The 19,324-nt window shown below is 40.0% G+C and carries 19 protein-coding genes and 1 pseudogene; 15 read left to right on the top strand and 5 right to left on the bottom strand.

From position 1 onward, the window contains the following. From H5158_RS09870 to H5158_RS09850, 6 genes and pseudogenes are all read left to right on the top strand, one after another. Positions 1 to 318 (top strand): annotated as a pseudogene (locus H5158_RS09870) (hypothetical protein); the annotation flags it as partial. After that, on the top strand, positions 315 to 614 hold the full coding sequence (locus tag H5158_RS09865) for a hypothetical protein (protein WP_182739937.1): 300 nt from the start codon (positions 315 to 317) through the stop codon (positions 612 to 614). The pseudogene H5158_RS09870 and the gene H5158_RS09865, both read left to right, overlap by 4 nt. After that, the gene (locus H5158_RS09860; protein ID WP_259399437.1) at positions 614 to 1,552 is read left to right on the top strand and encodes a hypothetical protein; all 939 of its coding nucleotides are present in this window, start codon (positions 614 to 616) and stop codon (positions 1,550 to 1,552) included. The genes H5158_RS09865 and H5158_RS09860 overlap by 1 nt, the downstream gene beginning before the upstream one ends. Before the next feature lie 29 nt (positions 1,553 to 1,581). Beyond that, entirely contained in the window at positions 1,582 to 1,734 is a 153-nt protein-coding gene (locus H5158_RS23345; protein WP_259399436.1) for a hypothetical protein, read from the top strand. Further along, positions 1,731 to 2,576, top strand: a complete 846-nt coding sequence (locus H5158_RS23340; protein WP_259399435.1) for a hypothetical protein — start codon at positions 1,731 to 1,733, stop codon at positions 2,574 to 2,576. The genes H5158_RS23345 and H5158_RS23340 overlap by 4 nt, the downstream gene beginning before the upstream one ends. Positions 2,577 to 2,731: 155 nt before the next feature. Then, complete coding sequence (locus H5158_RS09850) at positions 2,732 to 3,175, top strand: hypothetical protein (RefSeq protein WP_182718528.1); 444 nt, start codon at positions 2,732 to 2,734, stop codon at positions 3,173 to 3,175. Between the two features lie 72 nt (positions 3,176 to 3,247). Here H5158_RS09850 and H5158_RS09845 read toward each other — a convergent pair whose 3' ends face one another. Together H5158_RS09845 and H5158_RS09840 are read right to left on the bottom strand one after the other, a co-directional pair. Further along, the gene (locus tag H5158_RS09845; RefSeq protein ID WP_182739936.1) at positions 3,248 to 4,567 is read right to left on the bottom strand and encodes a tetratricopeptide repeat protein; all 1,320 of its coding nucleotides are present in this window, start codon (positions 4,565 to 4,567) and stop codon (positions 3,248 to 3,250) included. Beyond that, positions 4,564 to 7,254, bottom strand: coding sequence for a hypothetical protein (locus H5158_RS09840; RefSeq protein ID WP_182739935.1), 2,691 nt, complete (start codon positions 7,252 to 7,254; stop codon positions 4,564 to 4,566). The genes H5158_RS09845 and H5158_RS09840 overlap by 4 nt, the downstream gene beginning before the upstream one ends. A gap of 142 nt (positions 7,255 to 7,396) precedes the next feature. On the opposite strand from H5158_RS09840, the gene H5158_RS09835 reads away from it, so the two are divergent. The 7 genes from H5158_RS09835 to H5158_RS09805 all read left to right on the top strand — a co-directional run bounded on the left by H5158_RS09835 (position 7,397) and on the right by H5158_RS09805 (position 15,667). Further along, positions 7,397 to 8,611 (top strand): ankyrin repeat domain-containing protein, encoded by a 1,215-nt coding sequence (locus H5158_RS09835; protein ID WP_182718531.1) that lies wholly within the window; start codon positions 7,397 to 7,399, stop codon positions 8,609 to 8,611. A 551-nt stretch (positions 8,612 to 9,162) separates the two neighbouring features. Continuing rightward, complete coding sequence (gene leuA, locus H5158_RS09830; RefSeq protein WP_182739934.1) at positions 9,163 to 10,716, top strand: 2-isopropylmalate synthase; 1,554 nt, start codon at positions 9,163 to 9,165, stop codon at positions 10,714 to 10,716. Then, positions 10,713 to 11,789 carry a 3-isopropylmalate dehydrogenase gene (gene leuB, locus H5158_RS09825; protein WP_182735445.1) on the top strand — a complete coding sequence of 359 codons (1,077 nt, stop codon included), beginning with the start codon at positions 10,713 to 10,715 and terminating at the stop codon, positions 11,787 to 11,789. Before leuA ends, leuB begins: the two co-directional genes overlap by 4 nt. Before the next feature lie 75 nt (positions 11,790 to 11,864). Further along, the gene (gene leuC, locus H5158_RS09820; RefSeq protein WP_182739933.1) at positions 11,865 to 13,265 is read left to right on the top strand and encodes a 3-isopropylmalate dehydratase large subunit; all 1,401 of its coding nucleotides are present in this window, start codon (positions 11,865 to 11,867) and stop codon (positions 13,263 to 13,265) included. Then, positions 13,265 to 13,864: a 3-isopropylmalate dehydratase small subunit gene (gene leuD / locus H5158_RS09815; protein ID WP_182739932.1), complete on the top strand. Its 600-nt coding sequence runs from the start codon at positions 13,265 to 13,267 to the stop codon at positions 13,862 to 13,864. Before leuC ends, leuD begins: the two co-directional genes overlap by 1 nt. Before the next feature lie 118 nt (positions 13,865 to 13,982). Then, positions 13,983 to 14,948, top strand: a complete 966-nt coding sequence (locus H5158_RS09810; RefSeq protein WP_145242433.1) for a hypothetical protein — start codon at positions 13,983 to 13,985, stop codon at positions 14,946 to 14,948. 125 nt (positions 14,949 to 15,073) lie between these two features. Continuing rightward, positions 15,074 to 15,667, top strand: coding sequence for a hypothetical protein (locus tag H5158_RS09805; RefSeq protein WP_182739931.1), 594 nt, complete (start codon positions 15,074 to 15,076; stop codon positions 15,665 to 15,667). 3 nt (positions 15,668 to 15,670) lie between these two features. On the opposite strand, the gene H5158_RS09800 is transcribed toward H5158_RS09805, so the two are convergent. Next, positions 15,671 to 16,042, bottom strand: a complete 372-nt coding sequence (locus tag H5158_RS09800; RefSeq protein WP_145242437.1) for a hypothetical protein — start codon at positions 16,040 to 16,042, stop codon at positions 15,671 to 15,673. A gap of 96 nt (positions 16,043 to 16,138) precedes the next feature. On the opposite strand from H5158_RS09800, the gene H5158_RS09795 reads away from it, so the two are divergent. After that, positions 16,139 to 16,585: a TerB family tellurite resistance protein gene (locus tag H5158_RS09795; RefSeq protein WP_145242439.1), complete on the top strand. Its 447-nt coding sequence runs from the start codon at positions 16,139 to 16,141 to the stop codon at positions 16,583 to 16,585. 5 nt (positions 16,586 to 16,590) lie between these two features. Here the strand turns inward: H5158_RS09795 and H5158_RS09790 are convergent, their stop codons facing one another. Then, positions 16,591 to 17,160 (bottom strand): NADPH-dependent FMN reductase, encoded by a 570-nt coding sequence (locus H5158_RS09790; RefSeq protein WP_145242441.1) that lies wholly within the window; start codon positions 17,158 to 17,160, stop codon positions 16,591 to 16,593. A 126-nt stretch (positions 17,161 to 17,286) separates the two neighbouring features. Between H5158_RS09790 and H5158_RS09785 the strand changes: the two genes are divergently transcribed. Next, positions 17,287 to 18,183, top strand: a complete 897-nt coding sequence (locus H5158_RS09785) for a LysR family transcriptional regulator (RefSeq protein WP_145242443.1) — start codon at positions 17,287 to 17,289, stop codon at positions 18,181 to 18,183. A gap of 84 nt (positions 18,184 to 18,267) precedes the next feature. On the opposite strand, the gene rsgA is transcribed toward H5158_RS09785, so the two are convergent. After that, the gene (gene rsgA / locus H5158_RS09780) at positions 18,268 to 19,317 is read right to left on the bottom strand and encodes a ribosome small subunit-dependent GTPase A (protein ID WP_145242444.1); all 1,050 of its coding nucleotides are present in this window, start codon (positions 19,315 to 19,317) and stop codon (positions 18,268 to 18,270) included. Positions 19,318 to 19,324 lie beyond the last annotated feature (7 nt).

Below are 19,324 nucleotides of genomic sequence, written 5' to 3'. Positions count from 1 at the left end.
ATTATATTTATTTTTTATCAGAAGGTCTTGGGGCGTCGCAAAATTACTGGATTAACTTATCGGACCCCAGTAAGCGCATTATATCACCAAGAAAAGCAGATACTTATTTTTTCTCAGATAAAAAATAAAGTGTTAAGTCCCGCATCAAGAGATTCGACAGAGCTGATGGGGAACGGTCGTCCATATCCTGATTATTACTTTATAGAATTGGACTTAATTACTAAGCAAGAAAGAGAAATATTGCTTAAAGAAAGTAATATTTGGGGCATGGGAACTATATATATTTTTGACGTGTTTAATATCAAGGATGAACAATGACAGAGCAATTTAATACAGGAATATGTAGCTTCCCTAAAGCATATTTACTCACGGGTTATGTGAATGAAGGTAAGCCAATTAGTAAGCTCACCCCGCTGTTTAACCGTGTGGTGGTGGCTGATAGCGATGGAGCTGCACCAATACTATTAAGCAGTGATGAAGGCGCGGTGCTTGAGGCTGTTGATGACAAGCAGTTAACAACCCGGACACCGTTTCATGCCCAAAAAACTACCCCGTTCATGCTTCGCATTGCTGCCTCTACGACCAATTTACACCGTACAATCAAGGACTATTGATGTCATTAATCTCAGTAAAAAACTCACTTCTAACGCCACTGTTAACTAAGTCATTTTCACGCCGTGCAGTAATAATGTTACTAAGTGTCGCTACATTGCTATTAACTGGCTGTGGTGATGAGCCTAATCCACCTGCTAAACAAGTTGTTGAAGAGCAACCCAGCCGATTTAGTAAAGATAAAATGGCGTATCGCCATACGTACCACCCTGAGTGGCCAAAAGAGGTACGTAATGAGGTGTATGGCGATAAAGAAACGTTTTCAACCCCGCGTATTTTATTTAAAGCCGACATAGAGTGGACGGGGCAAACTACATTATTTTCTGCGCGCATGGATCTCTCTGATAGGCGCCGGATTATTCCCGAAACTGCATTTGAAGATAAATGGATGGTTGGGCTACATAAACCTGAGCGCTCGCCAGATAACCGCTACATTGCTTTATCTATGGATACAACAGAGCACGGCTTTACCCGTGAGCTTTGGGATACTAAAACCCAACAGTTTATTTTTATGAGTAAAGGCTATGGCTACGCCCATTTTAATTGGACTAAAGACAGTGAAAATGTGATTTTTTACGCCAGTGGTAAGCATTATAACTACCATGTGCCCACTAAAACACTTACTGAGCGGCCAATTATTTACTCTAATGGCTTGTATTTATTGCCAGATGGCAAAACCTTTTTAGCACATAAAAAAAATGAGTATTGGTTACATGACTTTAATGGCGACGTGATAGAGAAGGTTGATTTAGGTTTTAACAATCACCTTTCTATGCGTAGTTTTAAGGTATCACCTTTTGGTGATTATATTTATTTTGTATCAGAAGGGCTTGGCTATCCAAAAAATTATTGGATTAATTTATCAGACCCCAGCAAGCGTATTATAAAGCCTGATAAAGCAGGGACGTTTTTTTTCTCAGATAAAAAAATAAAGTGTTAACTAGGAGGTTTAAAGATTCGACTGATTTAATGGGAAATGGTCAGGCTTATTTAGATTATTTTTTTTATGAATTCGATTTAAATACTCAGCAAACACGAGAAATACCGATTAAAGAAAGTAATATTTGGGGCTTGATGCGAGTATATATTTATGGCGTGTTTAATATCAAGGATGAACAATGACAGAGCAACTTAATACTGGGCAATCTAGCTTCCCTAAAGCATATTTATTGACGGGTTATGTGAATGAAGGTAAGCCAATTAGTAAGCTCACCCCGTTGTTTAACCGTGTGGTGGTGGCTGATAGCGATGGAGCTTCCCCAATACTGTTAAGTAGTGACGAAGGTGCGGTGCTAGAGGCTGTTGATGACAAGCAGTTAACAACACGAAACCCGTTTCATGCCCATAAAACCCGACCTATTATTGTGCCGCCGGTTGATGCGATAAGCTTGTTAGCGGCAAGCCAAGGTGATAAGTGGTTTGATACGTTTAAAACTCAACTAGAAAGCTATAAGGGTAAAACCAATACTCTTAGCTACAAAAAAATTGCAGTTGCAGATTTAAAGCGCCCTGATATTAATAGTAAAGATAAAACCTACAGCGATTGGTATAACGACCACATTATTAAGAGCAAGGTAACCCATATTTATGGTTATGTTATACCCAAAACACGGGCGCTGTTGCTCAGTGTAAACCGCTCTATTCCGTTAGCAGCTGACGATGGTAATGTTGAAATAGTAAAAGGCACTGAAACGCCAATTAAAGGTTTTTTTAATATAGCAGAGGCCAAACGAGAAGAAAGTAAAGTTTACACCGCTGTAATTAATAATAATGATCAAAAGCTGAGAACGCAAAAGTGGGACATGCAAAATAAATCAGTAATATCTGAGCTGAATAATCTATTAACGTTGAGCGATAGCGAATATCAAGCCAGATTAATGCAACAATGCTATGACGATGATAAAAAGCTTTACTATTGTCTTGACAGCCATTGTGCAAAAATAAATCGGAAAAACGATTGCTAGAACAGTTGAGAAGAGTGTGCGACTATCATTAATGGGTAAACCTAGTAGGAACAACAATGGTTTAATGTTATGCCGTAGTATAGTGGCTGGTTGTTGCTCTACTACAAAGTTTAAGTGAAAGTATAAACATATCTTAATTTACCAAGGAGGGAAAAATGCTTTTTTTGAAAAGATACACAACAGTCATTGTTGCCTTAAGTGCGCTACTATCGCAAAATTCGCTCGGGGCGGCTAGTATTAAAGCTTCGCCGCTGGTGCCAATCCAAGTTAACCAATTGAATAAAGTAATAATTACCAGCAGTGATTATGAATACGTTTACAAAGTTAATGCCAGTAACCCTAATTATGGCCAAGCGCAATTGATTTTTAGAAACAAACAACATGACTGGCAGCAGATTAGGTCAATATCTAGTGTTTTCGATGGTAATGCTTATGTAAATATAAAATTTACCGACATACCTAAAAGTGGTGATTTTGATTTATTACAAGATCTTAGAAATGGGGAAGATCCTACTTACATTTTAAAAGGTGTAGCCTATAAAGATCTTTACAATCCGTATTCGGATGTGCCCGTAATGCCGTCCATAATACTGGAGTGATGTTTTTAATTATCCTATTTAAGCGCTTATTATGAACGTTGACCCATGATAATGGACCAACGTTTTATTGTGTTATAAATTACCAGATCTAAAATTATTAATAGTTACATCATTAATAAGAGTTCGTTGGTATAAGCTACTTTTTGTTCCTTTACTTACAGAGTAATGCCCTAAAGTTGGTATATTAACAAATAATAGGATCACTGAGTTATCTTCTAAAACGGGAAGTTTGCTTATATCAATTGAGTGGCTATAAATTCCTAAACGCTCATGGAGTGTAAAAAATTTTTGCGTTGATAAATCCAAATCTGCTATATCTATTTTTATATAATCAATATTTGGTTCTATATTTAGCTGACTTTGTTTTTTTTCAGTCGCGAGGTTTATATGCTGATAACCGTTATAATATTGCTCGGCCAGCTCTTTAATTTTGCTCACCCCAATACCATTCGCATACATATTAGCCAAATTAATTCTTGCGGAATTATGCCCTGTATAAGCTGCTTTTTCATACAGTTGGGCTGCAGTTTTTAAATCTTTATCTACCCCTTTCCCTAAGTGATATAAAACGGCTAAATTAAACTGAGATACTTGATCTTCTAAATAAGCAGATTTTTCATACCAGTGAGCGGCTGCTTTATTATCGTTATAGTGAGAGTGATATATCCACCCTAAACTGCGATATGCACGAATATCAGCTAACTCGGCTGCTTTTTTATACCAGTAAATCGCTTTGGTAATATCTTTATCCAACAATGAGCCAAATTGGTGCAACCAACCTAAAAAATAAGCCGCGTCTACAGACCCCGATTCAGCGAGTTTTTTGGCTAGGGCAATCGCGCTAGGGATGTTCTTTTCTCTATTTGAATTAATTGTATCTAACTGTAGCTCTACCAGTTTAAATGTAGGTTTTTTGGCTTCAATAAGGTTTTTTTTAACTTTTTGACCCCTACGATAGTATTCCATTGTTTTTTCTTGTGCGCTAATATCGCCGTGTTCAGCTGCATACTTTGTCCACATAAATATATCTTTAGGGTCGTTACTTTGTGCTAGTTTTTGTTGAGAAAATTTAAGAATGGCATTTTCTTCATCTATACCGCCATGTTCAACTGCTTGCTGATACCAAAATAAGGCGCGTTTTTGTTGGTTATCATTTTCATACATATTTGCTAATGCGATTTGGGCCGAAGGGTCATCTGCTATTGCTTTTAGAATAAGCGCTTCCTCTAGTTTAGCTTTTTCAGTTGTCAACTTTGGCTTGGCAAACAAGTCAAGTAATGGTTGTTTGATTTGCTGTGCTTCCATTTTAGGTGGGACTTGAGCTCGAGCTTCATGTTCGCACTCGCCTAAGCTAAAACAAATGACTAATATCGATACTATAATACGTTTCATTTGCTATCCTTTTGTAAATGGTTTTTACTCAAAGCATTAGTGTTGTGTTCTTTTTCTTGTTCTACACGTACACATTTCCCTTGTGGGGTGACCTTAACAAAAGTCATGTCACTTGTTGAATAGGTAATTTTTGTATTAATAGATAACGATAACCTCCCAGTATAAACACAGTTATTAGTGTAAATAGCTTTATCTTCTATATAATCAACATCTTGGTATATAATAGTTCCCTCACTGATTTCTCCATCTTGCCAGTTACCTTTAATAATACGCCTCGTGCTGTTAATACCTATATGTAACTTACCTACTCCATGAGCCACGCCATCTTTCCAGTGCCCTTCAAATATATTCGTTTTTCCGTAGCCATTAGGTTTGCCTTTGATCCACATACCATCATAGATAATGCCATGATGTGAAGTTAGTAATATCCCCTGACCATTGAATAGACCGTGGTCAAAGTGACCAATATAAAAACGTTGATATATATTTATAAATGACCCTTGTCCATGGGGGATATTGTTTTCAAGCTCCCCAATATAGTCGCCCAACACCTCACCGTAGCCATCGTCTATGATAACTCTAGATTTTGTATAACCATCACGTATATTATGTAATTTATAACCACGAAAGTATTGGCATGGGTATTCCTCTGAATTCTCTTGACAGACTCCTTCGCCATGCTTTGTATCGTTGTCCCAATCGCCATCATAAAAGTCACCATTTGCTAAGGTTAACTTGCCTTTACCCCACCTCATGTGGGATAGCCATTGGCCACTGTATTGATCACCATTTGCGTAGTTCATTACTCCATATCCATTGTAACGGGAGTATTCAAATTCTCCGTTATAGCTGTCTCCATTTTTGTTTTTATATGTGCCTTGACCAAATAGCCAGCCAGCACTGAATAGTCCACTGTAGATATTACCATTTTCATTTAATGTTCCTTGACCATTATAATAATCGACTCGCCACATGCCTTCGTAGCGAATGTTGCCTTTAGTTTGTGTACCTTTACCATGGCGCTTATCGGCTTTCCATTGTCCTTCATAATGAGTTTCGCCATTGGTTTGTGTGCCTTGACCGTGGCGCAGGCCCAATTGCCATTGCCCTTTATAAACGTCGTTACTATAATAGGTCTTGGTTAGCAAGCCTTGACCGTGAAATAAATCATTTTTGAAGTTACCTTTATAGATGTTTTTTTTAATGTAAGGTACCCAACTAAAAGTACCCGTACCGTTACGTATGCCGTTGTCGTCTAGCTCTCCCTCATAAGTAACTATTGCATTGTAGTAGTATTCACATGGAGTTGGTTTACGGTAGGTAAGGCAGAGGCCACGGCCATGTTTTTGTCCTTTGTTCCAGCTTCCATCAAAGCCGTTTCCGTCTTTATCAGTAAAACGTCCTTGACCGTGATGAAGGTAAGAAGAAAACTCTCCTTTATAGCGACTACCGTTTGTATAAATAACCTCGCCATTACCCTCAAATACACCCGCTTTCCAATTTCCTTTATAGTGAAGCGGTATCAGAGTATTGTTTTTTTCTTGATATTGCCAAAGGTGAGTGTAACGTTGATACATTTCCCCATAACCTTCTGCTTTTCCATCAACTTTTTCTCCAAAATAATAATTTTCATCGACTTTGCGGTCTCCGTAAATGTACCCTTTTGGTAAGTTTGAGAGTTTAGGTAAAAGGGAGGGCTTTTCTTGATTGTAGGCACTTGCTTTAAGTGGGCTTATTATTCTTAATTTGGTGGCGGAGGTTAAAATGTTTGTTGTTGTTTTTGTCGTTATATTATAAAAGGTTAACTGTTTATGCTCTTTGTCAGTGCCTATTAGTTGGCTATTAGCATGGTTAATATGCCACGGTGTAAAAAAGTTATTATCGAAGGTGCTGAGTATTTTTCCAGTTGTTATATTAAAGTAAAAAGACCTTTCTTTAGTGTGCAGTAGCCCATGTGTTTGTTCATTATTAAGATATAGTTCATTAAGTTTATCGTATCCATTTAGATATGGTTTGTTAAGTTTATCATACCCATCTAGATCAATTTTAAAGAGCCTTTTATCGTCCTTGTATTTACTCATATGAAACTTGTGAAAAGAGAGAGTTGAACCATCTTTTAAATAGACCGTATCACTATTTTCTTTTTTCTCTGTTACTGTTAGGTTGTTCAAGTCGACATATAAGTTTCGCGAGTGGTCGCCAAATTTAGACATGTAAACATTGAAGGTATTATCTTTCCAAATTATCAGTTGTGGTTGGCCTCTTACTGCTTCACCGATGATAAGGTGATCTCGAGTTAACAGATCATAAACAATGACTTCTTGGTACATAATTAGCGCTAAATAGCGGTTATTTGGTGAGCGAGAAAGGTATGTTATGTGCCCACCATTACCGCCAGGAGGGGTGTTGAATGAAAGTTCTTTCTCATCAAGCACCTGGCGAAGATCTGTTCCATCTATTTTGATGCTCCATATCGTTCTTTTTTCTTGCTGAGGTCCCTGCCACAAAAACTGGATACGCTCTTGATCAAATTGCGCAGCGTCGGTGATATCTTCTTTTAAAGCTATGGGTTGGGTTGCTTTAGATTCGTTTTTTTGTGTGTCAGGGTCAGGGTCAGTCTTTTCACAACCAAGCAAAGTGACAAAAATGAGGTATGTAATGATCTTAAAAGCAGTATGCTTTGGCATAAATAATCCTTTATAAAATGTTTCCGTGTCTTACATGACTATTGAAAATGCAAAAGTAATATCGTATTTTCGGTAAATATAATACACTATTCGGTTGTGTAAAAAAAAGGAACTTCTAATAAATTACGTTAAGGAATAACAGATGAAAAAAATATTTTTAAGTTTTGTATTACTGAGCCTTATCGCTTGGGCGAGCTATTTGTATTATAAAAAAAACAACAGTGGTTATTATGAGCGAGTTTTAGATGTAGAGATTATTCGAGGTGGTAAAAAAGTTACTCCTCGATTACAAGATTTTATGGATGATGAAAAAATAGCTAAAAGCTGCAGAACGCTTAGCCAAGGCATTGAACATAGTTATTTTTCTTTGATTAAATATGCGCTTGAAGGTGGGGTTGACCCTAATTGCAAAGAGAGTCGTGACAGCTTGCCTGTCTGTATGGAAACTCTTTTAAAAGATACCACTGACCTTACTTTAATGAACTACATGGCTAGTAATGGTTGTAACTACTCATATGAAAATGAAGTGGGTGAAAATGCTTTTCATATAATGTCTAGTTCTTTGAATTACAGAACATTGGCGTTATATATTGATAAGTTAGTAAGACTAGGCGTTGATATTAATCATCAGAATGTATTTGGCGACACACCCTTGATGTACTCTATCAATAATAGCGGGAACGCAAAACATACTGAGATATTTATAAAGTATGGTGCTGATTTAAATTATAAAAACATGGACCGCAGTACAGCATTAGGCATTGCTATTACAAATGATAATTCAAAAGTCATCGATCTTTTAAAATCTAAAGGCGCGCAGAGCTATATTAATGGTGAAGTTGTCAATAATGCCTTGCAATTAAAGATACAAAATAAGCGCGAGCAAGAGTTTTTAGAAAGGCAGAAAAAAAGGCAGGCTTCTTGGTCTAAATATATGGATTATTGGACAAATTTTATAAATGCTCACAACCTCGATTTAAGTTGTTCTTTTCGTTTAATGGGTGGGCCAAGGAATGGTCCTCAGGGGATAACGCTCAATGAACAAATGAATAATACGCTGAGTATGTCTACAGGAATGGATGCATTTGTTTTTGGAGGTTGCCCGGATTGGAAGTATTACCATTACCTCATTACTGGCAAGTCTGGGAGGATTTACTCTCAAGATAGTAATCTTATTTGGTATGAGCCAAATTCACCGATTGGTTCAGAAACATCTTCTTTTATAGTGTTACCATTTGATGATGAATTCCAAGGCTCCATCCAATGGTATGGCTCGCATAAAAAAGTAAATAACTTAAAAGTAGAAAAAGCGAGTTTAGAGCTTTTAAAAGAATATTCTCTTTATGTATATAAATAACACTTATTGAATGAGTGACAATTAGAGAGGCTGCTTTATGTCGGCTAGCCTTTTATTTCTAACATGACACTTCAAGTATCTGTGAGTAAAGCTGCAATTGATGCAATAAGTAAGTTGGCGTTGTTAATTGAGCATATCGGGATTGTATTATCGGCGAGTAGGTTGACATTAAAATAGAAAACTTATCTAAGCAGGATCGGCCATAAAGTAAAGTATATTATGGTTGCTTTAGGTTTGGTTTGAATTATATAACCTTAAAGTTGGTTTTATACGAAATTTATTTTCTTTTATTGTGGTTTTTCATTCCATTTAAAGGTGAGATTATGCTTGCATGCGCAGTTTTGAAGTGTTAAAAATAGGGCTCACTGAACACACACATTTAGTAAAGACGATGCAAAACACTCATTTAATTACATTAAAACTGAACCTCTTACTGCAAGCGCACGTGAGCGGGGATTAGTGTATTTGCATTAAGTAAACACAAAAAACCCCGCATATCGCGGGGTTTTTTTTATCTCGCATCCAGGGCAGCAGAGAATTAAGGGTAGATTATGCAAGAACAAGATAAAGTATGGATTTTCGACACCACTTTACGTGATGGTGAGCAAGCGCTTAAAGCGAGCCTGACTGAAGAAGATAAAATCCAGCTGGCGCATACTATTAGCCGCCTAAATGTGGATGTGATGGAAGTAGGTTTTCCGGTTTCGAGCCCTGCCGATTTTCGTTCAGTGCAACGTATAGCTACAGAAGTGAAAGGCCCTATTATTTGTGGTTTAGCACGCGCTGTTGCTAAAGATATTGAAGCCTGTGGCGAAGCACTTCGCACAGCACAACAAAGTCGAATTCATACTTTTATTGCTACCAGCCCTTTGCATTTAGAACACAAGCTACGTATGAGCTTAGATGATGCGACAGCCATGGCGGTTAAATCAATTAAGCTTGCCCGTAATTATACTGATGATGTGGAATTTTCATGCGAAGACGCAGGCCGTACACCGCATTGGGATTTATGCAAAATTGTTGAGCAGGCGATTAATGCTGGTGCATCAACCATCAACTTACCAGATACAGTTGGTTTTGTTACGCCAGACGAATATGCGGCGATGATCCGCCATTTAATGAATAACGTGCCAAATATTGATAAAGCGCGGTTAAGTGTACATTGCCATAACGACTTAGGTTTGGCCGTTGCCAACTCTGTTGCAGCGGTGCAAGCCGGTGCACGGCAAATCGAATGTACGATTAACGGCATTGGTGAGCGTGCGGGTAACTGTTCACTTGAAGAAGTGGCGATGATCATGAAGATGCGTAAAGACCATTTAAATGTGTATACCGATATTCGCAGTGAAGAGATTTACCGTGCTTCACGGCAAGTGGCGAAAATTTGTAATATGCCAGTGCAACCTAACAAAGCGATTGTTGGCGAGAATGCTTTTGCCCACAGTTCAGGTATTCATCAAGACGGTGTATTAAAAGCGCAAAATACCTATGAAATTATGTCACCAGAAAGCGTCGGCGTACCAAATAATCAATTAAATATGACCTCACGTTCGGGTCGTCATGTTATTGAGCACCGCCTTGAAGAATTAGGCTATCAAAAATCTGATTATGATATGGATAGCCTGTATGAAAGCTTCTTAACCCTTGCAGATCAAAAAGGCACAGTGTACGACTACGATCTAGAAGCGATGATTTATTTTAACCAAATCAGTGATAAAGACGACAAATACCAATTAGAGTTTGTTAACTCAACGTCTAACTCGCAATCAGTAGCAAGCTCAACGATTGGGATGACGATTAATGGTGAGTCTAAACAAGAAGCGGCTACCGGCAATGGCCCTGTAGAGGCGTCATTCTTAGCGATTGAACGTTTAACGGGTATGGCTGTTGAAATGATTGAATTTAATCTAGAGGCGACCGGTGAAGGTGCCAGCTCATTAGGTGAAGTAAATATAATAGCTAAATACGATGGCCGCCCTTATCACGGCGCGGGCATTGCAGCGGATGTGGTTGAGGCGTCAGTACGCGCCATGATCCGCGTTTATAACTTAATTTATCGCGCACAAAAAGTGTCTGATTTAAAACAACAAAGGAAAGCAGGATGAGTCAATCAAATTATAGCGTTGCAGTATTAGCAGGCGACGGTATCGGCCCAGAAGTAATGGCAGCAGCAGAGCAGGTATTGGATGCTGTGAGCAGTAAATTTGGTTTTACTTTAACTCGTCATCATCATGCCATTGGCGGCGCTGCGATTGATCAATTTGGTAAAGCGTTACCCGATCAAACCCTTGCAGCGTGTGAAAGTGCCGATGCAATTTTGTTTGGTTCAGTGGGCGGTCCAAAGTGGGAGCATCTTCCTGCCAATGAGCAACCAGAGCGCGCATCACTTTTGCCACTACGTAAACACTTTGGTTTGTTTTGTAACTTACGCCCAGCGCAACTATTACCAGCACTGAGCGCTGCATCGCCATTACGTGCCGATATAAGCGAAAAAGGCTTTGATATCTTATGCGTGCGTGAATTAACCGGCGGTATTTACTTTGGCGAAAAAGGCCGCAGTGGCGAAGGGGCTGAAGAAGTGGCGTTTGATACGCAAACTTATTCACGCAAAGAAATTGAACGCATTGCACGTTTTGCCTTTGAAGCAGCAAAATTACGTAATAACCATGTAACGTCGGTTGATAAAGCCAACGTATTAGCATCAAGTGTATTATGGCGCGAAGTAGTAACCGAAGTAAGCAAAGACTTCCCAGAAGTAAGCCTTGATTATATTTACGTTGATAACGCGGCAATGCAACTGGTTAAACAACCTAGCCAGTTTGATGTGTTACTGTGTGATAACTTATTTGGTGACATATTGTCAGATGAATGCGCGATGATCACCGGATCTATGGGCTTATTGCCATCGGCAAGTTTAAATCAGTCAGGCTTTGGTATGTATGAACCTGCTGGTGGTTCGGCACCTGATATTGCTGGCAAAGGGGTGGCAAACCCAATCGCACAAATTTTAAGTGCCGCGTTAATGCTACGTTATTCACTAGGGCAAGATGAAGCGGCGCGCAGCATTGAAAAAGCAGTAGCCGAAGCGGTCGAAGCAGGCGTAGGTACACCGGATATTTACCCAAATGCAGGTTATACAACGCAAGACGTTGCCGCAGCAATTGTCGCTCGTATATAAAACAGCACGTATTTAAACAATTATTCACTCGCTGCACCGTCACGCGGCGAGTCAAACAAATTAGGGGATCAGCAAGTGGCCCAAACGTTATACGATAAAATCTGGCAAGCACATGTAGTTGCTAGTATTAATGAGCAAACCGATTTACTTTATATTGACCGTCATTTAGTACACGAAGTGACATCGCCGCAAGCTTTTGCTGGCCTGCGAGAGAAAAACCGTAAAGTGCGTTGTCCTGAAAAAACCATCGCAACGATGGATCATAATGTATCGACCAAAAGTCGCTCATTAGATGCCGCCAGTGAAGTATCAAAAAACCAATTGATGGCGCTTGATGCCAACTGCAAAGAGTTTGGTATTGTACTTTACGATCTAGACTCAATTAACCAAGGCATAGTGCATGTAATGGGGCCTGAGCAAGGTATTACTTTACCTGGCACTACCATTGTTTGTGGTGATAGCCATACCTCTACTCACGGTGCATTTGGTGCACTGGCCCATGGTATTGGTACGTCTGAGGTTGAGCACGTACTCGCAACGCAAACACTACAACAGAAAAAAGCCAAGTCATTAAAAATTCAAATTAATGGTGTACTACGTCCAACGGTTACAGCCAAAGATTTGATCATGGCGGTGATTGGTAAGCTAGGTACCGCTGGTGGTACAGGTTATGTGGCAGAGTTTTGTGGTGAAGGCATTGCAGCACTGTCAATGGAAGCGCGTATGACATTGTGTAACATGAGTATTGAAATGGGCGCTAAAGCGGGTTTAATCGCTTCAGACCAAATCACTTATGATTACTTAAAAGGCCGCCCATTTGCTCCACAAGGCGATGATTTTGAAGCTGCAGTTGCCTACTGGGAAACCTTAAAAACTGACGAAGGTGCGCAGTTTGATTTAGAAGTTGAACTAGAAGCGAGTAGCATTCAGCCGCAAATTACTTGGGGCACTAGCCCTGAGCAAGTTATTGGTGTTGATGAATGCATTCCAGATCCAGATCAAGAGCCTGATTTAATTAAAGCTGATGCGATTCGCAGCGCGCTTAAATACATGGGTTTAACAGCCGGTGATAAGTTATCGTCAGCGAGCGTAGATACGGTATTTATTGGTTCATGTACCAATAGCCGAATTGAAGATTTACGCGCCGCCGCACAGATTGTTGAAGGTAAAAAAGTGGCTGCTGGTGTTGAGGCGTTAATCGTACCTGGCTCTGGCTTGGTGAAAAAACAGGCTGAAGATGAAGGCCTAGCTGATATTTTCAAAGCTGCTGGTTTTGAGTGGCGTGAACCGGGTTGCTCAATGTGCTTAGCGATGAACGATGACCGCTTAGGTGCAGGCAAGCGCTGTGCATCCACCTCAAATCGTAACTTTGAAGGTCGCCAAGGCCGTGGTGGTCGTACACACTTAGTAAGCCCTGCAATGGCCGCTGCGGCAGCTATTCATGGTCGCTTTGTTGATATTAGAGGAGAAGCCTAATGAGCATTTATTTTAGTGGCTTAATGGCCCCACTTGATAAAAACAACGTCGATACCGACCAAATCATTCCAAAGCAGTTTTTAACTTCAACCAGCCGCGATGGTTTTGATGCGGCGTTGTTTTATGATTGGCGCTATTTAGATAACGACGAGCCAAACCCTGAGTTTATTTTAAATCGGCCATGTTACCAAGGCGCGCAAATATTACTAACTCGCGATAACTTTGGCTGCGGCTCATCACGTGAACATGCACCATGGGCGCTTAAGCAATATGGTTTTGAAGTGATTTTAGCGGAAAGCTTTGCTGATATTTTCTTTAATAACTGTGGCAATAACCAGATGCTAGCTATTGCACTACCAGCGCAAACATTGGAAGACTTGTTTGTACTGAGCGAGCAACACGACGATATTCATATCGACATCGATCTTGAAAATCAGGTACTTATCAGTAACAAGTTTGCACCAATTTGCTTTGATATTCGCAAAGACGTAAAAGAGCGTTTATTAAGTGGCTTAGATTTTATCGGCGTCACCGAAACCCTCAACCCACAAATTGACGCCTTTGAGGCAAAGCTTAACGCTGAGCGCCCTTGGCAGTAAAGGTTTAAAAGTTATTAAACAATGAAACGCGGCTCAGGCCGCGTTTTTTATTGCTGCGGTTAGAAATAGTTGTTAACTTCGGAACATTATTGGCAATTAAACATTGAAAGAACTATTTATGCGAACGCTTTCTCCAAAATATATAGGCATTATTTTAGGTGTGCTTTACGGCATATCTATACGGGTATTTCTAGAGTTTAGTGATGCGTTTAACTTCGGCAGTTTAGTCACTATTTCTTTTATGTTTTTAGTCCCCATTGCGATTGGCTATATTCGTATTTATTTTGAATGCAAACTCAATAAATCAATGTCTTATAAGCAAATGGCAGTTAAGGCTTGGCAGCCTATTTTTGTATTTTTACTGGTCAGTGTAGTCACTCTTTTAGAGGGGAGTATCTGTGTCGCTATGGCGCTACCTGCATTTATGTTATTTGCAAGTATAGGAGGAGTCTTAGCTGGATTTGTACATCGTAAATTAGAAAAAGAAAGTAAAAAAGTCGTCATGTCAGTGGCATTAATACCTTTGATTTTATCACCGCTAGAGGTGAATTTTTTAAAGCTATCGCAAACATACGAAGTTAAAAATTCAGTTGTTATCAATGCACCAATAGATGTTGTTTGGCGGCAATTGGCGAATGTAAGTTACATTGCAGAGGGGGAGTTCCCAATGTCATTTTCGCAATTGATTGGTATTCCTCGCCCTTTGCAGGCGGATATGGATGCACAAGGTGTAGGTGCAGTGAGAACTAGTAAATGGCAAAATGGCGTTGTATTTAAAGAAGTTATAACAGATTGGCAGCCAAATAAACAAATGCTCTACCAGTTTGATATCGACCCTGATTTGATTCCAGACAACGCACTAGATAAACATGTAAAGCTAGGTGGAGAATATTTTTCTCCTCTTTATGGAGGCTATTATTTAGCAGAAACCGCTAATGGACAAACCGTTTTAACGTTAAAAACCACTGTTGAAGATAATACCAACTTTACTATTTACTCTCGATTATGGGGTGAGGTTATTTTTCAAGACTTTCATAATTCACTATTAAAGTTGATGAAAAGCCGAGCTGAAAAAGCCGTTTAAGCTATTTTATGGTTGGCTTGCAAACTTTTTTAGCTTACTCACCGCTGGACCACCATTCACCGCGATTACTTCCTTTGTATTTATTAACAGGCTAAGCTGCAACTTTATACTTTTAGGAACATGCTATGAAATTATTAACTGCGGCAACTTTATTGCTGGCATCTACGGCGGCGTTTGCTCGCCCTGCGCCTTTAGTATCTATCCCAACACATGATGACTTTTTTGATAATATTGCCGCCTATTGTGGTAAAGCTTTTGAGGGTAAAGTAACGGTTGATAATGCCACTGGTCCTAGCTCGTTTGCAGGCAAAAAACTAGTCATGCATGTTCGTAAATGTACTGATAGTGAGTTACAAATTCCGTTTCATGTAGGTGATGATGCATCACGTACGTGGATCATTACCAAAACCGGTAGTGGTTTGAGTTTAAAACATGATCATCGCCATCAAGATGGAACTGATGATGTATCGACTATGTACGGTGGTCATACTGTTGATGCTGGGTTTGCTAACGTGCAGTCGTTCCCTGCGGATCAGTATTCAAAAGAATTGTTTGTTAGCCAAAGTATTCCACAATCTATCGGTAATACATGGCAGATGTATATTTACCCTGAAAAGTTTACTTATCGTTTAATTCGCCAAGGCCGCGAGTTTCGCGTTGATTTTGATTTAACAAAACCAATTACACCACCGCCAGCGCCTTGGGGTTATAAAGACTAAAGATTAGTCTTTGCTGGGCTTTGTCTCACATTGTAGTAATACCGTTAAAGGTGGCTGATAGGCGCGGGGTTTGGTTGGGAAACGATCATACTCTTGTACACCATCAGTCACTTTTAGCATAAACGGATTACCACGGCATAAACGGTCAGCATGGCGCAATAAAAATACACTTTGATTTTTAAAGTGCTGATAGTCGTCAGATTGAATTTCTAGATGATAGTTATTTGCGTCTAATTTTGTTTGGTAATAATGGACTTTTTCATCAAAGTCATAGAGTTTTTCGGTTTCACCTTTTTCTGCTAATACCGCATTACTGCCTATTAATAGTGCCAGTGCACTGATAATTACTAGCCTATTTGCTGTTTTTCCTTTCATAAACCTTTAACTCCATTATTGTATTGAGCGCACTATTTAATTACAGTGATGCAACGAGTTATGCTGTAAGTCTAACACCCAAAAAGGGAAAATGTGATGTTCAAACAAATAAAACAACTATTTTCAGCTTTTGATGAGCAACCAGCTCAGCTGCAAGAGCATGATTTGAAAACGGCTGTAGCGGCATTATTGATTGAAGTCATGCGTGCTGATCGCGAGCAGCAAGACGATGAATTGAAAACGTTATCTCTGACTTTAAAAAAGTATTTTAATTTGAGTGATGAAGACGTTAGTGAGCTAATGCAAAGCGCAGGAAAAAGTTTGGATGACGCGATTGATTACTTTCAGTTTTCTAAACAAATTAATGATCAATGCAGCGCAGAGCAACGCATTGAAATTATAGAGCTGCTATGGCGCTTAGCGTATGCCGATGGTGAGTTAGATCCGCAAGAAGAGTATGTAATTCGCCGTGTTTCTAACTTGTTGTATGTCGCGCATGAGGATTTTATCGCTGCCAAGTTAGCAGCGACAAAGCTTTCTTAAGCGGTTTATTTATTTAATTTGCTGGCAACGCTGACGAGCTGCTGAGCAAGGCCTGCAATTCGTTCTGCTGTCACAGGGTCACTAATGCGGCCATTTTCATCAAGCAAAGTGTGAATTGCAGGTACGGCAAGTTGATCTGCCAATACCAAGCTGCCGATACCCGATAAAATATCGCGAACGTGATTTAGACCACGCAAGCCACCTAAGCCTCCCGGTGATGAGGCGTATAAAGCCGTTACCTTGTTACGAAATGCTGGAACTGCGCCTTGCTCAGTACGTGATGCCCAATCAATGGCATTTTTTAGTACCGCGGTAATTGAACCGTTATATTCAGGGCTCGCAAGTAAGATGCCATCTGCAGCGCGTAGTTTGTCTTTTAATAACTGAGCGCCTACTGGTGTGCCTTGCGCTTCAACGTCTTCGTCAAACATGGGTAAGTTTAGATCTGCCAGTTTAATTACTTCAACTTCTGCACCGCTTTCTAATGCAAAGCGGGCTGCTTCATTGATCAATTTTTGGTTAAAGCTGTCTTTACGTAAGCTGCCTGCTAAGGCAATAATTTTTGGTGCTGTCATGGTGGTCGCCTTCAATAACGTAGTTGGGTTTGCCTGTTAACTACTTTAGCAAATATTTACTTGCAGAAAAGCCAAATAAACGCAAAACTTATGTGCATATACGCACACTTAAGGTTAAGGGCAGGTATGGCGATTCAATTTGATGACTGGCAAGATGTAAAAGTAGCCTATGAAGTTGCGCGGTTAGGAACGTTAACAGCGGCGGCTGAAAAGCTCAACGTCCATCACAGTACGGTACTTAGGCGCATTAATAACCTAGAGCAAAGTTTAAATGCACGTTTATTTCATCGTCATGCCCGGGGTTATAAAGTAACTGAGATTGGCGCTAAACTCTTTACAGCAGCGCAGTCTATTAATAGTGAACTTGAACGCTTACACAATGATATTATTGCCGCAGATAGTACTTTGCGTGGTAGTTTATTGCTTACAACGGTCAGTGGTTTTATTGATGTACTGAGTGATGTGTGTGAACAATTTCAAAGTTTACATCCGCAAGTGCAGCTGGAAGTGATACTTGATCAAAACCGGTTACGTCTTGATCACGGCCAAGCACATATAGCGGTACGCGCAGGTCCTCGTCCTGATGAAGGTGATTATATCGCCCAGCATTTGGCGCATTTGTCGTCAGGATTTTATGCATCAAAGCGTTATATTGATAAGCATGGCGTGCCAAAAAGTATTAAGCAATTGCCGTTGCATAATTTTGTTTCGGGGGTGGCCGGCTATAATGGCAAAGTGCCTTATTTTGTTTGGGTTGATGAAAATATACCAACTTCACAAGTGAAATTACGCGTGTCTGAAACCTCAGAGGCAACCCGTGCAATTGTTAAAGGCTTGGGAATTGGCGGGATGCAGCATGACGTGGCGGCGCAGTATGCTGATTTAGTACCAATACTAGCGGATGAACTGAGTTGGCCAACGGATTTATGGCTAGTAACCCATCACTTAGTGCACCGAACAGCTAAGGTACAGGCGTTCAGTCAGCTTTTAAAAGCGTATTTTAAGGAGCATAAGCTCGCGTAATTTAGCTGCGTTAATCTTTCTATCAGCAAAAACGTGGCTAAACAGTATTTAGCCACGTTTTGTTTAACGACTGAGAAAAATTAATTAACGTCCTTTTAAATTACGCATGTCTGCTTGTACGTTACGATAAAACCGACCTAAGCTTCTATCTTGGCTACGTAATTGCGCAAGGCTCTGAGTATTGCGTTGCTGCTCTTTTAACAGTTTTTGATAATTAGTGATACGCCGCTGCGTTAATAAGCCTTTTTGTAACGCAGCTAGCACCTGACAACCGGGTTCTAGCTGATGACTACAATCGGCAAATCGACACTGCTGCGCCAGTTCACTTATATCGTTAAAAGTAAGCTCTACACCTTGTTGACAGTCACTTAGTTGCAGCTCGCGTATGCCGGGAGTATCGAGTAACAGCGCTCCTACGTTAAGAACATGCAATGCTCGATGAGTCGTGGTGTGGCGACCTTTGCTGTCGTCCTCGCGAATTGCACCAGTGTCACTTAGCTGCTGTTCACATAAGCTATTAACTAAGCTGGATTTACCTACACCCGAAGACCCAACAAAAGCTAATGTTTGACCTTTGCCGCACCATGGCATTAATTGCTCAACACTGCCACGCTCTAATGCATTAACAGACAGCACGGTTAAGTGATTATCAAGCGCTGTTAGTTGTGCTATATGTTGCTCTGGTGCTGCACATTGATCGCGTTTGGTCAGTACAACAACGGGTAAACACTCACTTTGATATGCTAACGCTAAGTAGCGTTCAAAGCGGCTTAGATTGAAATCTTGATTATGCGAGCTGACAATAAACAAAGTATCAATATTAGCGCCAATAAGCTGTTCACTTAATTTACTTCCCGCACTTTTGCGACTGAGCAATGTTAAGCGCTCAAGCAATCGGGTAAACAGCCAGTGTTCGTTGTGTTGCGTAAGTAATATCCAGTCACCCACAGTTAAGGGGGGATGATCTGAATTTACCAATACCTTGTGGCAACCCTGCTCACTCTGTACAACAAAGTGGTCGCGATGGTAGGTAATGATCCGTGCAATCAGTGTGTGCTCTAAATCATTGAGCGTAAGTTGTTGTTGGAAAAATGCGCGCCAACCCAGTTGGCTTAAACTTAAATTAGTATTCATATAACCC

Origin of the sequence: Pseudoalteromonas sp. SR45-6, from assembly GCF_014163545.1 — a bacterium.
In the GTDB taxonomy this organism is placed as follows: Bacteria; Pseudomonadota; Gammaproteobacteria; order Enterobacterales; family Alteromonadaceae; genus Pseudoalteromonas; species Pseudoalteromonas rhizosphaerae.
Note: the sequence above shows the minus strand (reverse complement) of the source record. Positions and strands in the feature narration are given on the sequence as shown.